The 17564-nt window shown below is 50.6% G+C and carries 17 protein-coding genes and 1 CRISPR repeat array; all 17 genes read right to left on the bottom strand.

Going from position 1 to position 17564, the window contains the following annotated elements; genetic code table 11:
* Positions 1–11 precede the first annotated feature (11 nt).
* The 17 genes from ACTUHY_RS01315 to casA all read right to left on the bottom strand — a co-directional run bounded on the left by ACTUHY_RS01315 (position 12) and on the right by casA (position 17563).
* The gene (locus tag ACTUHY_RS01315) at positions 12–332 is read right to left on the bottom strand and encodes a DUF1292 domain-containing protein (RefSeq protein WP_442826300.1); all 321 of its coding nucleotides are present in this window, start codon (positions 330–332) and stop codon (positions 12–14) included.
* Positions 329–748 (bottom strand): Holliday junction resolvase RuvX, encoded by a 420-nt coding sequence (ruvX, locus tag ACTUHY_RS01320; protein WP_278674216.1) that lies wholly within the window; start codon positions 746–748, stop codon positions 329–331. Before ruvX ends, ACTUHY_RS01315 begins: the two co-directional genes overlap by 4 nt.
* Positions 748–1008 carry an IreB family regulatory phosphoprotein gene (locus ACTUHY_RS01325; protein WP_278674217.1) on the bottom strand — a complete coding sequence of 87 codons (261 nt, stop codon included), beginning with the start codon at positions 1006–1008 and terminating at the stop codon, positions 748–750. Before ACTUHY_RS01325 ends, ruvX begins: the two co-directional genes overlap by 1 nt.
* Before the next feature lie 57 nt (positions 1009–1065).
* Positions 1066–1596: a TetR-like C-terminal domain-containing protein gene (locus ACTUHY_RS01330; RefSeq protein WP_278674218.1), complete on the bottom strand. Its 531-nt coding sequence runs from the start codon at positions 1594–1596 to the stop codon at positions 1066–1068.
* 34 nt (positions 1597–1630) lie between these two features.
* The gene (gene alaS / locus ACTUHY_RS01335) at positions 1631–4258 is read right to left on the bottom strand and encodes an alanine--tRNA ligase (protein ID WP_442826301.1); all 2628 of its coding nucleotides are present in this window, start codon (positions 4256–4258) and stop codon (positions 1631–1633) included.
* 147 nt (positions 4259–4405) lie between these two features.
* Positions 4406–5779 carry a DNA repair protein RadA gene (gene radA, locus ACTUHY_RS01340; RefSeq protein WP_442826302.1) on the bottom strand — a complete coding sequence of 458 codons (1374 nt, stop codon included), beginning with the start codon at positions 5777–5779 and terminating at the stop codon, positions 4406–4408.
* A complete protein-coding gene (locus ACTUHY_RS01345; protein WP_278676142.1) occupies positions 5780–6214 on the bottom strand; it encodes a CtsR family transcriptional regulator in 435 nt (144 codons plus the stop codon). It lies immediately after the preceding gene.
* A 108-nt stretch (positions 6215–6322) separates the two neighbouring features.
* Complete coding sequence (locus ACTUHY_RS01350; protein WP_442826303.1) at positions 6323–6610, bottom strand: DUF1294 domain-containing protein; 288 nt, start codon at positions 6608–6610, stop codon at positions 6323–6325.
* A gap of 565 nt (positions 6611–7175) precedes the next feature.
* Positions 7176–7469 carry an HIRAN domain-containing protein gene (locus ACTUHY_RS01355; protein ID WP_442826304.1) on the bottom strand — a complete coding sequence of 98 codons (294 nt, stop codon included), beginning with the start codon at positions 7467–7469 and terminating at the stop codon, positions 7176–7178.
* A 513-nt stretch (positions 7470–7982) separates the two neighbouring features.
* On the bottom strand, positions 7983–8279 hold the full coding sequence (locus ACTUHY_RS01360) for a hypothetical protein (protein ID WP_442826305.1): 297 nt from the start codon (positions 8277–8279) through the stop codon (positions 7983–7985).
* A 32-nt stretch (positions 8280–8311) separates the two neighbouring features.
* A CRISPR array of direct repeats spans positions 8312–11021; the repeat unit is 28 nt; unit sequence GGATCATCCCCGCATGCGCGGGGTCCAC.
* 38 nt (positions 11022–11059) lie between these two features.
* Entirely contained in the window at positions 11060–11941 is an 882-nt protein-coding gene (gene cas2e, locus ACTUHY_RS01365) for a type I-E CRISPR-associated endoribonuclease Cas2e (protein WP_442826306.1), read from the bottom strand.
* Positions 11938–12888 carry a type I-E CRISPR-associated endonuclease Cas1e gene (gene cas1e / locus ACTUHY_RS01370; RefSeq protein ID WP_442826307.1) on the bottom strand — a complete coding sequence of 317 codons (951 nt, stop codon included), beginning with the start codon at positions 12886–12888 and terminating at the stop codon, positions 11938–11940. The genes cas2e and cas1e overlap by 4 nt, the downstream gene beginning before the upstream one ends.
* Positions 12885–13520 (bottom strand): type I-E CRISPR-associated protein Cas6/Cse3/CasE, encoded by a 636-nt coding sequence (cas6e, locus tag ACTUHY_RS01375; RefSeq protein WP_442826308.1) that lies wholly within the window; start codon positions 13518–13520, stop codon positions 12885–12887. Before cas6e ends, cas1e begins: the two co-directional genes overlap by 4 nt.
* Positions 13521–13544: 24 nt before the next feature.
* Positions 13545–14234, bottom strand: a complete 690-nt coding sequence (gene cas5e / locus ACTUHY_RS01380; protein ID WP_442826309.1) for a type I-E CRISPR-associated protein Cas5/CasD — start codon at positions 14232–14234, stop codon at positions 13545–13547.
* A complete protein-coding gene (gene cas7e / locus ACTUHY_RS01385) occupies positions 14231–15316 on the bottom strand; it encodes a type I-E CRISPR-associated protein Cas7/Cse4/CasC (RefSeq protein WP_442826310.1) in 1086 nt (361 codons plus the stop codon). The genes cas5e and cas7e overlap by 4 nt, the downstream gene beginning before the upstream one ends.
* Positions 15309–15896, bottom strand: coding sequence for a type I-E CRISPR-associated protein Cse2/CasB (gene casB / locus ACTUHY_RS01390; RefSeq protein WP_442826311.1), 588 nt, complete (start codon positions 15894–15896; stop codon positions 15309–15311). The genes cas7e and casB overlap by 8 nt, the downstream gene beginning before the upstream one ends.
* Complete coding sequence (gene casA / locus ACTUHY_RS01395; RefSeq protein ID WP_442826312.1) at positions 15893–17563, bottom strand: type I-E CRISPR-associated protein Cse1/CasA; 1671 nt, start codon at positions 17561–17563, stop codon at positions 15893–15895. Before casA ends, casB begins: the two co-directional genes overlap by 4 nt.
* Position 17564 lies beyond the last annotated feature (1 nt).

The raw sequence follows: 17564 nt of genomic DNA on the forward strand, positions 1-17564 counted from the left end.
GGACCGTCCTGTTACCGGGCATCCATCTCGTCCATGATTTCCTCATAGGCTTTGCGGACAGCTTCGAACTCCTCATCAGTGGGATCCAGGTAGACGGGCTCCCCGTTCTCATCAAAATCCACCCGGGCAATGATCACATTGTCTTCCTCGTCATCCGGATCCGTATCATCTTCTCCCGGGATCTGTGTCAGGAGGGCAAAATTCTTTTGATCCATGGGGATCACCATTTCTTCCAGATAATAGGTTTCGTTCCCCTCTGCGTCGGTGATCACCACCACAGCTTCCTGATCTTCTGTTTCCAGCAGCTTTTCGTCTTTTTTCTCCATTTTCATTGCCTCCTCGGGCTGTCCAGATAATTTTGCAGGATGACCACTGCGGCCATCATGTCGATGATTTTCTTCCGTTTCTTTCTCTGGAGATCCGCCTCAATCAGGACTTTTTCTGCTGCTACCGTAGAGAGCCGTTCATCCCACAGGACAACCGGGATGGACGGGAAGCGTTCCTCCAGGATGGTCTTGAATTCCTCACTGGCCCTGGCCCTGTCGCCGATGGACCCATTCATATTCTTAGGGTAGCCCAGGACGAACTGCCCCACTCCTTCTGCCGCCACCAATTCTTCCAGGCGCTTTAAATCGTTCTCCAGGCCTTTTCGGCGGATGGTCTCCACTCCTCGGGCCAGGAAGCCGGTTTCATCGCTGACGGACACCCCGATGGTCCGGGTGCCCAGATCCAAGCCCATGATCCTCATCAGCGTTCTGATTCCTCCAGATAGGCCTGGAGCAGGGCTTCGATCAATTCATATCTTTCGAAACGCCGGATCTTCAGCCGGGCATCCTTGTAGCTGGTCACGTAAGCCGGATCCCCGCTCAGGAGATAGCCCGCCAGCTGGTCGATAGGGTTATATCCCTTTTCCTTCAAGGCTTCTGCCACTTCCCGGATGGTATCCGACACACTTTTGCTCTCAGGGACCGGTTTGAACATGGTAGTTTCCTGTGTAGTACGAGACATGGTATCCCTCCTTTGGTAAAGAGGGGGCTGTTGCAGACGCAGCAGCCTCCCTCTTTCTCAATAAAAATACTGACTGATGACAAGGGGAATGGATTCCTGGAAGAGGACCAGCATCACCTCGATGGGGACTTCCATCCCTTCCTGGATCCAGCGCATGGTCATCTCTTCTCCCCCATAGATCACCATCTCCGTGGCGAACTGGATATGGGGATTCTGCAGATCGGCTCCCGCTTTTTTCAGCATCAGATGGTAAGCATCCCGGACGAACCGTCGGTTGGTATTCCGGATATCATCCACATCACAGCTGGTATACAGGTTCTGCAGGAATTTCAAGTTGGCCTCATACAGTTTGAATTTCTTGTACAGAGCTTCTGACCAGCACCGGCTCTTCAGGATTTCCCGTCCGTGCCGGGCCAGGATATGCAGATACACCCAGTGGGCCAGTTCCTTCTTATTTTTGCAGCACCGGTCAAAATCTTCTTGTTTCAGCCCTGCCGTATGGACGATTTCGTCCACCGTGATATCGTGGAGGTGTTTCTTCTCCAGCAGATGGTACAGGGCTTTTCCCAGTTTTTCCTTTGGATCCATTTCCACACCTTCTTGTCAAGCAATCCTATTCGTTTTACTGCATCTGGCCTTCCACCAGTTCCAGGGCTTTGGCCAGCCCTTCCTGGACCTTGGAGGCGTCCTTTCCCCCGGCCTGGGCCATATCCGGACGGCCGCCGCCGTTGCCGCCCATGGCCTGGGCCACAGCTTTGGCGATCTTCCCGGCATGGATGCCCTTCTTCACAGCTTCTTTAGAAGCCATCACCAGGATGTTCACTTTGTCCGCGCTCATGGGAGCTGCCAAGACCACTACCCCGCCTGTCTTGTCTCGGAGGGTGTCGCCCATCTTCCGCAGAGCATCCACATCCTGGACCTTCACTTCCTGAGCCAGGAAAGCCACGCCCTTCACATCTTTGGCGTCCGCCGTCACGCTGGCAGCCTGGGCAGCCACCAATTTCTTTTCCATTTCGTCCGCCCGGTGTTTTTCCGCCCGCAGGTCTTCCTGCAGAGCGCAGATCCGGGTCACCAGGTTGTTGGGACGGCTCTTCACCGCAGCGGCAGCTTCTCCAATCAGGTCTTCCAGTTCCCGGGTGTAGGCCAGTGCTCCCCGTCCGGTCACGGCTTCGATCCGCCGCACCCCGGCGCCCACACTGGATTCAGACAAGATCTTGAACAGCCCGATATGGCTGGTGTTGGACACATGGACACCGCCGCACAGTTCCATGCTGCAGCCGGGCACATTCACCACCCGGACGATCTTGCCGTATTTTTCCCCGAACAGGGCCATGGCACCCATTTCCTTGGCTTTTTCCAGTTCCTGCTGGGAGATTTCTACATCCACTGCATCCAGGATCTTTTCATTGACGATATCTTCCACCTGTGCCAGTTCTTCCTCCGTCAGAGGAGAGAAATGGGAGAAGTCGAACCGGAGACGGTCCGGCCCCACATAGCTGCCGGCCTGGTTCACATGGCTGCCCAGCACCTGTTTCAGGGCCGCATGGAGCAGATGGGTGGCCGTATGGTTCCGGGCAATATCTGCCCGCCGTTTCAGGTTCACTTCGAATTCCACTTCATCCCCAACGCTCAGGGTGCCCTGTTCCAGGGTCCCCAGCTGGATGGTGTAACCGTCCGGCAGCTTTTTGGTATCGGTCACATTGAAGATACCCTTGTCAGATACCAGCCGGCCGGTATCTCCCAGCTGGCCGCCCCCCTCTGCATGGAAGGCCGTATTGGTAAGGATCACCGCCAGTTCGTCCCCACTCTTGGCGTTCTGGATGGGCTGGGTGTCGTGGGCCGGGAAAATAGCCGCCACTTTCCCGTTCTTACTGGCTTCATCCACAGTCAGGGTCCCCAGCTTCAGATGGCGGGTTTCGTAGAGCACCGGTTTGCCTTCTTTGTCATTCCGGGCGGAACGGGCTCTTTCCCGCTGGGCTTCCATGGCCTTTTCAAAGCCTTCTTTATCCATGGTGAAACCCTGTTCTTCCAGGATCTCTTCCGTCAGTTCCCAGGGGAACCCGAAGGTGTCGTACAACTGGAAAGCGTCTTCCCCAGCCAGGACCGTACTGCCGGCTTTCCGCATGGCGTCGATCTTCTGGTTCAGCAGATCGGTGCCCTGTTCCAGGGTCTGGAGGAAGGAGTTTTCTTCCATGGCGATGACTTTTTCAATGTAGCTTTTCTTTTCCCGCAGGTCCGTATAGTGGTCCCCGTACATGTCGATGACCAGGTCAGCTGCTCCCACCAGGAATTCCTTCCGGATGCCCAGGAGGCGTCCGTGGCGGATGGCCCGGCGCAGCACCCGGCGCAGGATGTAGCCTCGGCCTTCATTGGAAGGCAGGATTCCATCCCCGATCATGAAGGTGACGGAGCGGGCATGGTCGGCGATGACCTTCAGGGACACGTCATCCTTGGGATCCGCGTTGTAGGTCTTCCCGGAAACCTTGCAGGCGTATTCGATGATGGGGAAGATCAGGTCCGTCTCGAAGTTGCTGGGTTTGTTCTGGAGCACGGAAGCCACCCGTTCCAGCCCCAGGCCGGTATCGATGTTCTTGTGCTGGAGCGGCGTGTAGCTGCCGTCCGGTTCTTTGTTGTACTGGGTGAACACCAGGTTCCACAGTTCCAGGAACCGTCCGCAGTCGCAGCCAGGCCCGCAGTCTGGGCTGCCGCAGCCCCGTTCTTCGCCCAGGTCGATGTGGATTTCGGAATCCGGACCGCAGGGACCGCCACTGGTGATTTCCCACCAGTTGTCTTCCAGTTTCACGATCCGTTCTGCCGGAACCCCGCACACATCGTGCCACAGGTCATAGGCTTCCTGATCCTTGGGATATACGGTGATCCACAGTTTATCTTTGGGGAGCTCCAGGACTTCCGTCAGGAATTCCCAAGCCCAGGGAATCACTTCTTTCTTGAAATAATCCCCAAAGGAGAAGTTCCCCAACATTTCGAAATACGTATGGTGCCGGGCCGTGCGCCCCACATTTTCAATATCCCCGGTACGGACACATTTCTGGCAGGTGGTGATCCGGGTCGCAGGCGGTTTCACCTTGCCGGTAAAGTACGGCTTGAACGGAGCCATGCCTGCGCCGATCAGAAGAAGCGTAGGGTCATCGTGGGGAATCAGGGAAGCACTGGGCAGTACCAAGTGTCCCCGTTCCTTAAAGAAATCAAGATACTTCTGTCGAATCTCGTTGCCACTTAAATATTTCATTACCAACTCTCCCAAATTTGCTCCAGCAAAAAGGAAAATCCCATCAGCCAGAAAAATATAATCTCTTTCGTATCCCATAAATTATATAAAAAGTATAGAGGGCTGTCAAATAAATACAGGGGGTGTTGCACAAAACATGCAACACCCCTATTCCCTGTACATCCCTACAATGGCTTCTTCCACGGTCCTGGCCTGGATCACGGTGACCCCTTTGGGCTCCTTGCCCTGGGGGAAGCTCCCTTTGGGGACGATGAACCGTTGGAACCCCAGCTGGGCAGCTTCTTTGATCCGCCGGTCCGTGAGGCCTACCCGGCGCAGTTCGCCGGTGAGCCCCACTTCCCCGACAGCCAGCACCCCCATGGGCACCGGCCGGTTCCGGTAGCTGGATACAAGCGCCCCCAAGATGGCCAGGTCCGCCGCCGGCTCCTTCACTTTCATGCCGCCAACGGCGCACACATAGGCATCCTGATCCCCGAAGTTCATGCCGCAGCGCTTTTCCAGCACTGCCAGCAGCATGTTCACCCGGTTGAAGTCCACCCCTACCACCGTCCGCCGGGGCAGACCGAAGGGAGTATGGGACACCAGGGCCTGGATTTCCGTCAAGATGGGCCGATTCCCTTCCATAGCCGCGGTGATCACCGAGCCGGAAACCGCCTCTTCTTTGGCTTCCAGGAACAAGCCGGAAGGATTGGCCACTTCCCGGAGTCCTTCCTCTTCCATAGAAAAGATCCCGCATTCACTGGTGGAGCCGAACCGGTTCTTCAATGCCCGGAGCACCCGATAAGTGTAGGACCGATCCCCTTCGAACTGGAGCACCACGTCCACCATATGTTCCAGCAGCCGGGGCCCGGCGATGTTCCCCTCTTTGGTCACATGGCCGATGATAATCACTGCAATCCCCGTCTCTTTGGCAAAGGTCAGCAGCTTGGCGGTACATTCCCGTACCTGGCCCACGCTGCCCGCCGCGCTTTCCAGTTCCTGATTGTACATGGTCTGGATGGAGTCGATGACCAGGAGTCGGGGTTTCACCTGACGGGCCTGGACCAGGATGGTCCCCAGTTCCGTCGCTGTCATGATTTGCAGGGCGTCCGTTGCCTGTCCCAGCCGCTCTGCCCGCATGGCCGTCTGGGCTTCACTTTCTTCTCCGGAAACGTAGAGCACCCGTTCTCCACTGGCTGCTGCCTTCATAGAAACATCCAGGGTGATGGTGGATTTTCCGATACCCGGAGCCCCGCCCAGAAGGATCAGGGAGCCAGGGACGATGCCTCCTCCCAAAACCCGGTCGAATTCATGGATCCCGGTGGTCATCCGCTGGACCTTTACCTTATCCACCTGCTTCAGGGTCTTGGGAGTCGGAGCCTCCGTTACCGCAAGATAAGACGGCCGCTGCCGGCTGGGAGCCGGAGCCGCCGTTTCTTCCACCAGCGTATCCCACTGACCGCATTCCGGGCATTTGCCCAGCCATTTGGGAGTGGAATACCCGCAGTTCTGACATACATAATGGGTCTGTGTCCTGGCCACTTACTCCTCCTCCTGGAGCAGCTGGAACGCCGTCCGCACGATTTGTTCCTTGTTCTCTTCGCTTACATGGTCCCCCAGTACATGGAGAAAATAATCCAGCAGCCGGGCCTCCCGGCTAGTAAGCAATTTATGGGACGCCAAAGCCTGGACCAGTTGATTGGAAGTCATGGTCCCCTTACCGACGGGCAGCTGAGGCTTGACTGCCGTCTGACGAGGCAGCCGGATGATCCGGATGAATCCCCCGTTCCCCCGTTTGGATTCCACTTCATAGCCCCGTTCCGGAGTGAAACGGGTCGTCAGGGTGTAGGTGATCTGGCTGGGAGCACAGGACAGCTTTTCTGCCAGCTGGCTCCGCTTCACATCCACCCGGTCCTGTTCGTTGGCGAACAGCTCACTGATGATGAATTGCTCTATGGCATCGGCTATATTGCGCATGATGATTACCTCCTATGGGAAAGACAGGTTCTCCCATGCTCTATTATATTTGACAATTTGACGTTTAGCAAGAGGGAAATGTGATGGGGTGCTGCACGTGTGTGGTTTTCACACGTGCAGCACCCCCTTCAAAAAATTCGCCCCCAGAAAGACCTGCAGCCCCAGGATCACCGGCACCCCGATGGTGAATTTCAGATGCTTCGTCTTGTGCCGGAACAGGAACATGGCCAACAGCGCTCCCCCACTGCCCCCCACCGCTGCCAAAAGAAGCAACCGGATTTCCGGTACCCGCCAGGCTCCCCGCCTGGCACAGGATTTGTCATAGCCGTAAACGGCAAACGTAATGAGATTGATCAATAAAAGCCCCCCAGTGAAAGGGGTAAAATGGATTGGCATGGATTCCTCCTTTGGGGTTCATCGTGAGTCGTTCATCGTTGGTCGTTTGGGATGCCAGATGCTGCGTGTTTGTCTCTGAACATATAGCCTTCCCGGCCCCCGTCTTTCCATATCCGCCCTTTTCAAGGGCGGGGGACCGTTGCGCTTGCGCAATGGTGGTGGGTTAGCATCCCCTGGGCTGCGTTTCCCTTCAACACCATCTGTCCCGGGCAAATGGTATCCATCGGCTAGAGACTAGTGACTAGGGACTGAACCGCAGAGCGGCCCGCTGATCCTTACCGGCGAGGCCCCGGTCTTTCCGTCCCTCTGTCTTTGGTCCACTCCGCAGCCAGCCAGGAAGACCCCAAAAAAAGCAGGGCTGCCAAAGCCACGATTTTCCGTTGTTTTTTCATGGTCGGCCTCCTTTTTCTTTTTATTGTAACACAGGGAAGCGAAGACGGGGTCCTTCATCGACGGTGCCAAAAGATATCTTCCAAAAACATATAAATAAACAAAGCAGGCCCCAAAAAACCGACAGCATAAAGGATACAAATAAAAACGAGGAACATACCACACCCCCCCTTTTTTACTCCTTCACCCGTGCCACCACGCCCCGGTCAGTGATCAATTCCACTCTGGCATGGGCTTTCTTGCCGATTTTATCATAGATCCGCCCAGCGCTGCAGGTATCCCCCAGCACAGTATGGGGGCTGTTGGCCACATAGCCCACTTTGCCGATGCCCGGCAGTTCCACCCGGATAGCTTCCTTATCATATTCGTTGTCCGGTTCCTTCCGCAGCACCAGTTCCATTTTCCGCCGGAAAACCCCATACCCTAGATAATGATTGCAGCCAGTAATCGTAATGAAAATCCTTTTCATGTTTCCCACCTTCCTTTTCTTACTTCCATTATAGAAGATCAGGTGGGTAAAATGGGGGACAGAAAAGACGCAAAAAGCGAGGCTAGCTCTTTTGCTCCGGTCTTTGTTTTCCTAAACCATTAAACCAGCTTTTTACAGCCGAATTCTTCCAATATTTGGTGTTCCCTCGATGTATTTTTAGCCCATCCTTTCTTTAGATATGAATGTCCTACCTTTGCCGTTTCTAATGGCAGAATCTTGAGCCGCTTGACGGCTTTTTATTTTAATTCTTCTGGTACATCGAGTTCTATATATGGGTTAAATTTTACATAAACATCGGGGATTCAGAAAACAACGATTTCAATTTCTGTTACGTCGACGTCAAAAACCATCCATTTTCCATTTCAAACATAATCATTTCTCCTGCAGAATGGAATAAAACCTTTTTGAATTTTCGCTTTCATCATCTTCTGCGACTTCTAAATTTCCAGACACTTCGCTAATCGATCTGTTTTCCCCTGCATACAGCACTTGCTATTTTTCCCCATCAAAATGTCTCCAGTCGCCACACTTTCTGCAAACCAGGGTGATGGATTTCCTGCCTTCCTGCAGGACAGTGATTTCTATATCCGTGCTTCCGCATCGCGGACAGGGAAGCACTATCCCTTCCGTGGTATAAGCAATGGCATTTTCCAACCAGGGGATATTTTTCCTTTTCTCCATTGTCCTTCCTTCTCTTGTTTCTATTATAAAACTTAATGCTAAAAAAAAACCGTAGGACCTTGCAAAAAATACTGCAGATTCCAAAGCTATTGAAAATGGAATCAGCATGACCGCTCCATTCGCATATATCATTAATGTTGGACTCATCCCCGCATGCGCGGGGTCCACATATTCGCTGGAATCGATATTTTTAATCACATAGGATCATCCCCGCATGCGCGGGGTCCACTTTACGTGAGCCGCATAGAATCGAGATGAACGAGGATCATCCCCGCATGCGCGGGGTCCACCATTTCCTGACTCTACGGGTTTCCTTCTTACCAGGATCATCCCCGCATGCGCGGGGTCCACGTCTGGAGTCTTCTCTGTCAAGCAGTTCCTGAAGGATCATCCCCGCATGCGCGGGGTCCACAGAGACCTGAAAGCGGCGCTCAGCCGGGCACAAGGATCATCCCCGCATGCGCGGGGTCCACTAGTCGGTCAAGCTGGCCACGGCGTCCTGGGCGGGATCATCCCCGCATGCGCGGGGTCCACCGATTTGTTCTCTGGTCATTTCGGTCTTCATGAGGATCATCCCCGCATGCGCGGGGTCCACCAGCCCCGATGTACTGGCTGCCGTTGACGTAGGGGATCATCCCCGCATGCGCGGGGTCCACCAAGATCAAAACGATTGAAAACAGTATAAGCAAGGATCATCCCCGCATGCGCGGGGTCCACGTGGTGCCTGCCCACAGCTGGTTAGGATTCTGAGGATCATCCCCGCATGCGCGGGGTCCACTCTGGCTTTTGAGATAAATAATGTGGTTTCTGAGGATCATCCCCGCATGCGCGGGGTCCACAAATACCTTTTAACTTCTTCATAGATGCTCCTGGGATCATCCCCGCATGCGCGGGGTCCACTAGCTGTAAAATTACCTAACGGAAAACTTCAAAGGATCATCCCCGCATGCGCGGGGTCCACAGTTTGGCCTTCCACCTGGTAGCAAGCACGATAGGATCATCCCCGCATGCGCGGGGTCCACTCGCCGTGATAGATTGCGTCGTCCATGTTCCAGGATCATCCCCGCATGCGCGGGGTCCACGAGGTCTTGAACAACATGAGAATGGAAATCTCAGGATCATCCCCGCATGCGCGGGGTCCACGTTTTCAGTTCTACCGGCTTCCCCAGCAGATAGGGATCATCCCCGCATGCGCGGGGTCCACTCGCCGTGATAGATTGCGTCGTCCATGTTCCAGGATCATCCCCGCATGCGCGGGGTCCACTGTCAGCCATCGGCGCAGCTCCTCTTCGAGAAAGGATCATCCCCGCATGCGCGGGGTCCACGAAGAAATTGCCAACGTGATTGATCGTTTACGAGGATCATCCCCGCATGCGCGGGGTCCACGACTGCATGACCGACACCGAAGCAGGGTTTTAAGGATCATCCCCGCATGCGCGGGGTCCACATATGTAGACGTAGCATCCCACACCGGGCATAAGGATCATCCCCGCATGCGCGGGGTCCACCGATGGTCAAAAACACCATGACCGGGTTTACCGGGATCATCCCCGCATGCGCGGGGTCCACCTGTCAATCTGTCTATTTGATTTTTCAATTTCAGGATCATCCCCGCATGCGCGGGGTCCACCGCTTGATAGGCTTCCGGAAGAGTTTGGAAGCGGGATCATCCCCGCATGCGCGGGGTCCACCGTTCGTGGCGTCTGGCGGATACTCCATTATCAGGATCATCCCCGCATGCGCGGGGTCCACGAGGCTGGCCAGTGCAAGCTGGCGCTGACAAAAGGATCATCCCCGCATGCGCGGGGTCCACTCAAATCGCAGCCTTTTGAGCTGTTTTAGTTGAGGATCATCCCCGCATGCGCGGGGTCCACCGTTCGTGGCGTCTGGCGGATACTCCATTATCAGGATCATCCCCGCATGCGCGGGGTCCACCTTCTTCAACCAGCTGTTTCAGCTCTTTCATCGGGATCATCCCCGCATGCGCGGGGTCCACAGACGGCTGTGACCGCTGCTGTCCAGGCCTACAGGATCATCCCCGCATGCGCGGGGTCCACCAGGTGGCAGTAAGAGCTATTTCGTGCCGGAGAGGATCATCCCCGCATGCGCGGGGTCCACTGCAGCAGGTTGGCATGGGCTTCGGCAGCCAGAGGATCATCCCCGCATGCGCGGGGTCCACAAGGTACGGTAATATTTCCGGCCTCTGAGTGTGGGATCATCCCCGCATGCGCGGGGTCCACCATGGCGTAGATCGTCTGGCGTCCCCGCTGGAAGGATCATCCCCGCATGCGCGGGGTCCACTACATCAGTGACCAAATATGGAATCAAGGCGAAGGATCATCCCCGCATGCGCGGGGTCCACTTTTTGCTCGGTGTCCAAAAAAATCGCCTCCTAGGATCATCCCCGCATGCGCGGGGTCCACGTAATTTTGGCGGAAATACATCTTCCAGTTTAAGGATCATCCCCGCATGCGCGGGGTCCACAAATCAGTGTGTTGCGATCGCGGGAAGTGTTGGGGATCATCCCCGCATGCGCGGGGTCCACCTTACCGCCTGGACAATCTTATTACTGTAAGCAGGATCATCCCCGCATGCGCGGGGTCCACACATCGTCAACCCGGAAGGCATCCAGGTCTTCGGGATCATCCCCGCATGCGCGGGGTCCACTCCAGAGAGGAATTGTCGAGGCTCCTGAAGATAGGATCATCCCCGCATGCGCGGGGTCCACATCCAATAAGGAGGTGATCATCAATGCACGAAGGGATCATCCCCGCATGCGCGGGGTCCACGATTTAGCAAAGAAAAACATAGAATATAAGAAAGGATCATCCCCGCATGCGCGGGGTCCACACTAAAAAAATGCCCAAAATACGCCATTTCTCATAGCACTACAATCCTATTTCATTTAACTTTAAAAATACCTGTTGTGTCAAGATGCAATCTGCCAATGCCCTGTGTTTCTGTTTATCCAGTCCAAAATGCTCCGCCAGGGTATTCAATTTATAATTGGACATCCCTATTAACTTTTTATGCGCCATTTTCAACACATCGATACACGGATTTTCCGGAACAGGTAAATCACAAATTCCGCAAGCCTGCACCAGAAATCCCATATCGAATGGAACATTATAAAACAGCAGTTGCTCCCCTTCTATGAATTCCAGGAATTCTATCAGACTTTCTTTTAAAGACTCTCCCTTTTGCAGAGCTAGCTCTGTCGTAATTCCTGTAATCTGAGAAATTACAGTTGGAACGTCTCCTGAAACGTGCACCAACTTTTCATACCGATCGATGATTTCCCCTTTTCGGACTTTTACCGCTCCGAATTCAAGAATTTCATTTTGCAGGGGATCCAATCCAGTAGTTTCTAAATCCACCACCGTATAATTGCGCAATGCTTCGAACCGATTCTGTTTAGCAGCCTTCCTTCGCAAAAAAATATGTAGCCCTGCGTTGCTTCTAACACGATTCTCATGAGAGTCATTCATCGGATTTCCCGGCAATGGATGTAGCATCAGTTTGATACCATCCAGGTCCACCGGCTTCCAGGTAGAATTCCAGGTATAGAAATCCATCCCCTGCTCATTGGCTGCATTGAAAACCATGGTTGCCTGCCCGTTCTTGAGATGCTGACAGATTCTTTTCCATAGTTCTTCACGCACTCTGGCTGAAACACGCCCTACATATACGCCCGTATTGATTTCACAGAGCCATTTTGTCAAATCACCCCGCAGGCTGGGCGGACAATTGGTAACAGTAACCACAATCATGATTTTTCTCCTGCCATCTCATGGTACTGTTTCCCATTGGCCACTTTGCCCAATCGGTTGTCCCACAGGTAGACTGCATCCTGGATTTTTTCCTCGCCAGTTTCCGTATCCTTCAAGAGCCACTGAATATCATGGACCATTCTTTCCAGAATATGGCCCTTTACCATCTCATCTCTTACCCGATGTCGAACAGTCCGTTCCAAATCATCCACATTTTGAGCAGCTGCTTCAAAGGCAACCGGAATGGTTATCTCTGCTTTATACAAATCAGCAATATCATAAACAAAGGAACAGTCATGTCCTACATGAACAAATCCCAGACCAGGAGAACATCCCAAAGCGGCTATCACTGCATGCGCTAATCCATAGAGACAGGCATGTCCCATGGAAAGAGCTTTGTTCACGGTATCACTGGCTTCAAAATTTTCCGGGTTATAATCTCTTCCATTCCATGGCACATTCCACTTCTTGGAACACTCCCGATACACATTTCGGATGCGGCTGCCTTCCCGACCACGAAGTTGCTGCAACGTTAGTGTGGACACATCTTCGTGAGGGAAGCGCAGCTGATACATTTTTCTCACCACCTCCAAATGAAGCCTCTGGTTGCTGACCCGTCTGGCCTGCTCCACCAACATTCCGGAACGGTGAGTCAGGGGATGGCCGCTGGCATAATAGCGCACCCCATGTTCCCCGGTCCAGACAACAGTGACACCGGCATCACCAATCAATTCCATGGCCCGATGAGAAACATCCGTGCCGGGTCCCAGGATCAATACAGAAACAGCAGCTGCTGGAAGATAAACGATGCCGTCTTTATCTGTTACAGTAATGGCTCCTTCTCGTCGATTGATGACCGCATGCTCCACATAAATGAAAGTCATACGGTCTCCAATCTGCGGAAGTGCGTTCAGTTCCGGCTGTTTAATACCAGGTATATCTGTCATTGGATTTTACCTGCGATAGTCATCATTCCCAGTCCATAGGCTTTACCCCGGCCGATACCTTCGGTTAATAATGCCCGGAACCTCCCCGGATCCGTGACCTGTAAGATTCCTTCAAAGGTCACAGACAGCAGGGATACTCTGTGTTTGGGTTCATAGGACTTTCGGAAAAAATATGATCGGTCCTGTACGACCTGGAATTCATCTTCATTCAGAGAAAAGCCATGTTTTTCGCTTCTGGACAGCAGCCATTTTTTCTGATATTCCGGAGTTACATGGGGATATACTTTACCCCTTTTACCCTGGGTATCCTTTCCCACCAGTACACTATGGGTCGGAAAAGCCACCAGCCGAAAATGCCAACGGCTGCCTTCGGTGACTTTCTCCAGAAAGCCATCATATTCTTTGGTTTCCCAACTGTTTCCTTCCTGCGGAAAGCCGAACTGTTCCACAGCATGCTGCAGCATGGGTCTCTGTTCACTGACCAGAAGAAGGTATATCTTACCTCCTAATGCATCGATTCGCCAAAGCGTCCGACCTGATTCCCCAGAAAAGGCATGTTCAATGGCTCCATGGAACAAATTGGGATCAGCCAGGGCAATCATGGTTTTCCGTTTGGTAGGATCCAGTCTCATCCTTGACATATAATACATTCGCACTCACTCCAATTCTCCAAATGCATCATGTTCCGTTTCCTGTTCCCTGGAACGTTCCACATATCCGCCTTCTTGAATATATCGATACTGATACTCACGCCGCTCCGGGTTGAAAGATACAGGTACATCTCTCAGTCGATGAAGGACTGCAGTCCCCTCCCCATCGTTTTCCAATACCAGGCGAAGTTTCCCGGACAGACGTTTCTGTCTCCATTCCTGTACCAGCCAGGGTTCCTGCTCCAACGCTTCCCGGAGGGAACAATTCCTGATGCCCAGCACCAGCGGATAAGAAGGTGGGCACGATCTGCGCCCCAGAAAAAGGGGATAAACAGGATGAAACAAAGCATCCTGGAGTTTTTCCAAAAAGACTTTATCTTGAAATTCCATTCCCACCAGGAATACGGCATCTGACAGATAATATCGTTTTGTTACTTCAGATTTCTCCGTTTTATCCTCCTTCCATCGAACAATTTGAAAATCATCCAAAAGAGCTCCAGGTTGATCAACTCGTATTCCCATTCTCAAATTCACTAAATCGATATTACTTTCATTTCTTGCTCTGCCTAATGCTGCTGCAAGCAATCCAATCACTCCACTTTTAGTGGGAATTTCATAAGTTCTGCGAGTACTAAATTTAGAATCATCTCCCCAGGATTGCAACGGAGCAGCAAGCCGTAAAAGGAGCGTGCTCATTTTTCATTCTCCAGCTTTCCCTGCAGATAATTTTCCAGGCCGTCCAGGACAGCCGGAACTACAGCCGTTTCAACCGGTTCAGGACAGCCATCCCCCATGCCAAACGCTTTTTCGGGAGCATTATCATATTGCTGATACAGGTTATCAGCATATGCGGCAAAAGCCTTCTCAGAAGCCTTGATATACCCTTCCTGTCCGGCTTGGACCGGTTTTTCGAAAGCACCGCACAGGTTCACGGGTTGATCTTTCCGTACTGCGATATAGATGTCATTGGGCAATGTCCGATTGGCAAACGTATTTTCCTTACCGGTAGGCATACTGTAGATAAAAGCTTCTACAAAATTCCGCACGGCCTTAGCCGTTTCTGTTCCGACAAATTTCGCCAATTGATTTACGTTTACCGTAGCAAAACGATACAAAGTAGCCGAGTTGAATTCCACTGTACCCAAATGGCCGGCTCCTGCATTATCTTCACTGGAGCAATCATCTAGAGCTGTAAAATAATCATACTCGTTGTGGACGGCATGGGTAGAGATACTATGCGCTACCTGAACAGTTGCATCATAATTTAGTTTAATTTTAGAACTTTCACCGGAATCTTCAGCAATCATACGACCAAACATAACAATATCAATTGCTGGTTTATCGCGTAATGCCATACGTAATTTCTTTTTATCAGTGATTCCTTCCAAAGCAAGTTTTGCAAGAGATTTTACTTGTTCTTCACTAATAAAGAATAAAGCATCCGTACCTTTATCAGCACTTTTGATTTTCAACCCTGCTTTTTCAAAGGTTTTACTTGCCAACGTTTGCGCCTCATCTTCAGATAGTTCAGGCTTTCTCTCACTTATCGCTTCTTGCAGCAGGGCAACAATATGCTTAGTTCTTTTACCCAACGTCTCATCAGGATAATTTTCGTGAAAATATTGCCGAATAGCATGTTTCCAGGCCTGTGAAGAAACCCGGGCACGAGTGGTTCCCCCATAGACGGCCGTTTTCGGGCTTCCCATATCATCCCGGTTCACACAGCTGGGCGGCACCGTTTGCAAAACATGGATATCTACGTACAGATTTTCAGTCATGATTTTCCTCCTTATTTTTCACCTGTTTGTTGTAATAATAATCTCGTCCCCATTTTAAGCGGACAGAATTTTGATAATCCATGATCTGATATTGAAATAAATCACTAGCCAAATCCACATAATCCAGTGGAATATTTTTAGCACGCAACAATTCAATAATGTTTCGCAGATGATAAGCTAATTCAATCATATCTGAAGAAGTAGCCATTTGATTAAAACGGCGAAGGATACGTTCTTCACCATCTTGATTTCCAGTGGAAACCAGCTCTTGGATAGCTTTGCCTAAAGTCATCCCCTTTTGATTCATTGATTGAGTCTGTCCCTGCTGATGCAAAGCATACAAAGTCAATGAAGTATAGACGGCCCATTCGGCTCGGGATGGATTCTTTCCTTTTCCTTGCAATTCTTCTGGTAACTGCTCTAGGAACATCCCCCATAGTAAAGGGTTTTGCCCGGGCTGTTTTCCTACCCCATGGCGAAGCAATGCCAGTTCGGCTTTTCTATTCCCCACGGATAGCCCAGCCTGCAAATATTTAATTCTTTGGTTAACATAGTTCTTCAAAAAATTAATTGTATTCACTTATCATCACCCACTTTTGGATATATAGTATGAAGCTTGTGATTAAAATTAAAATCCGCAATAGGAACCGAGAAAAACTTACTAATATTATTCTTTTTATTAATAAGAATTTTCCTCCCTTTATAAGCAAGTACATCTGCTTTTCTTTCAATCAGCTCAGCAATTTGATACGCAATTGTTTTTGATGTATTCTCCCATTTCTTATATAAGTTTTGCACCGCATCAGGATCTTGTAATATAGCGCCATGAAATTCTAACAACCAAAGACGGAATGGCTCATCAATAGCTTGATAATACATAATTTCCCCATCATCCAATTTCTTTTCTTTTTCTATATCTCCACCACTTGCGATATATATCGTTGCCATTAATTGATTCAGTCCCTTAGCAACTTCTCCACATTTACTAATTTGATTTTTTATTTCTTCTTGAATTGCCCACTCTTTATTCGATACAAGAATAGGATAAAAGGTTAGAAAATCGCTACTTAAATTCATGATAGCAGAAGGATTTGGCTTAGTGTATTCTATCGCAAAGGTACGAAATTGTACTGGCTTTGTATCATCAATCACATTTTCATTCTGAAGCAATTTATACCAACTCACTATACCGGGTAAATGAAGATTCAGTTTTGAGCCATTGCTTGATACAAAACAATTTCCAAAATCACGCCACATTTCTCTACCTGCATAAAATTTCTGCGGAGAATGCTTTTTCTTTTTTATTCTCCAAATGGTCATCTGTTCACAAAAAGCTCCATTTTCACCGACATTACTAAAATAATCTCCGCCCAAAAGGAGGAATCCTGTTACTCGACCATTTTTCCTTTGAAGTAATAATCTTCTCGATTGTAAAGTCAATATTGATGCAAGATTATCTGGTGCCGGAATTTCCGACCGTTCATCCGCTTTAGGCATATGTTCCCAATTCGGACTTGCTTTACCCGGCCAACTTTCTTCGCCGTCTTCCAATAATGGCATATTTAAAAGAATCGTTTCAAATAAATTTTTACCAACAGTTTCAATCATCCCAAGTTGTCCTACCCAGGAAACACCGACTGAATTTAATTTTTTACCTGCTTCTCTTGATTCTTTGGATTTTTTGCCAGAAGTATCATCAAAAGAGTTAATAAACAAGAGCCATCTTGCAGCTTCTGAATAAGACACGTATTCTTTTTCTTTTCCAGATCGATTACTAAAAATACGTAATTTATTTTCTCCTTCTGAAATATCCCCAATCAATTTACAACTTTTATAGGCAGTTCCCTTCAAATTAGGTACCTGTCCAAAAGGTCTTTTCGGATCGAACAGCCAAAATTCATCATGATGTTCTTTAAAATAGTCCAGCACCGGTTTTTCTGGGAATTTTTCATTATTCCACAGTGCACTCCAACGATCAATGGCTGCATCCTTTGCATCTTCTAGATCATCGATAGTTGCCAGATCGTCTTTTTCTCCGTTTTCATCGACACGAGAAAAAATCGTATAAGCAACAGCAATCAGGAGACGCAACACTGCAAAATTTTGAAGGGCGTTCTCTCCTCCCAGGTCCATATATTCCTGCCCATGAAGCATGACATCCTGTAAGGAAAGGGTATCCACCTGCAAATCAGGCCGCAGCACTTTGATCCAGGGCTCATCCAACAGATTGAATTCACGTTCTTCCATT

The organism is Acidaminococcus nyctereutis (genome assembly GCF_052216985.1).
Classification (GTDB): Bacteria; Bacillota; Negativicutes; order Acidaminococcales; family Acidaminococcaceae; genus Acidaminococcus; species Acidaminococcus fermentans_A.

Bases quoted from the DNA above. Each gene is read 5' to 3' on its own strand.
- ACTUHY_RS01355 (WP_442826304.1), bottom strand. From the start codon at position 7,469: ATGAAAAGGATTTTCATTACGATTACTGGCTGCAATCATTATCTAGGG.
- cas2e (WP_442826306.1), bottom strand. From the start codon at position 11,941: ATGATTGTGGTTACTGTTACCAATTGTCCGCCCAGCCTGCGGGGTGAT.
- cas7e (WP_442826310.1), bottom strand. From the start codon at position 15,316: ATGACTGAAAATCTGTACGTAGATATCCATGTTTTGCAAACGGTGCCG.
- cas1e (WP_442826307.1), bottom strand. From the start codon at position 12,888: ATGACAGATATACCTGGTATTAAACAGCCGGAACTGAACGCACTTCCG.
- casA (WP_442826312.1), bottom strand. From the start codon at position 17,563: ATGGAAGAACGTGAATTCAATCTGTTGGATGAGCCCTGGATCAAAGTG.
- ACTUHY_RS01315 (WP_442826300.1), bottom strand. From the start codon at position 332: ATGAAAATGGAGAAAAAAGACGAAAAGCTGCTGGAAACAGAAGATCAG.
- ACTUHY_RS01345 (WP_278676142.1), bottom strand. From the start codon at position 6,214: ATGCGCAATATAGCCGATGCCATAGAGCAATTCATCATCAGTGAGCTG.
- cas5e (WP_442826309.1), bottom strand. From the start codon at position 14,234: ATGAGCACGCTCCTTTTACGGCTTGCTGCTCCGTTGCAATCCTGGGGA.
- ACTUHY_RS01325 (WP_278674217.1), bottom strand. From the start codon at position 1,008: ATGTCTCGTACTACACAGGAAACTACCATGTTCAAACCGGTCCCTGAG.
- cas6e (WP_442826308.1), bottom strand. From the start codon at position 13,520: ATGAGACTGGATCCTACCAAACGGAAAACCATGATTGCCCTGGCTGAT.
- ACTUHY_RS01330 (WP_278674218.1), bottom strand. From the start codon at position 1,596: ATGGATCCAAAGGAAAAACTGGGAAAAGCCCTGTACCATCTGCTGGAG.
- ruvX (WP_278674216.1), bottom strand. From the start codon at position 748: ATGAGGATCATGGGCTTGGATCTGGGCACCCGGACCATCGGGGTGTCC.
- ACTUHY_RS01360 (WP_442826305.1), bottom strand. From the start codon at position 8,279: ATGCTGATTCCATTTTCAATAGCTTTGGAATCTGCAGTATTTTTTGCA.
- alaS (WP_442826301.1), bottom strand. From the start codon at position 4,258: ATGAAATATTTAAGTGGCAACGAGATTCGACAGAAGTATCTTGATTTC.
- ACTUHY_RS01350 (WP_442826303.1), bottom strand. From the start codon at position 6,610: ATGCCAATCCATTTTACCCCTTTCACTGGGGGGCTTTTATTGATCAAT.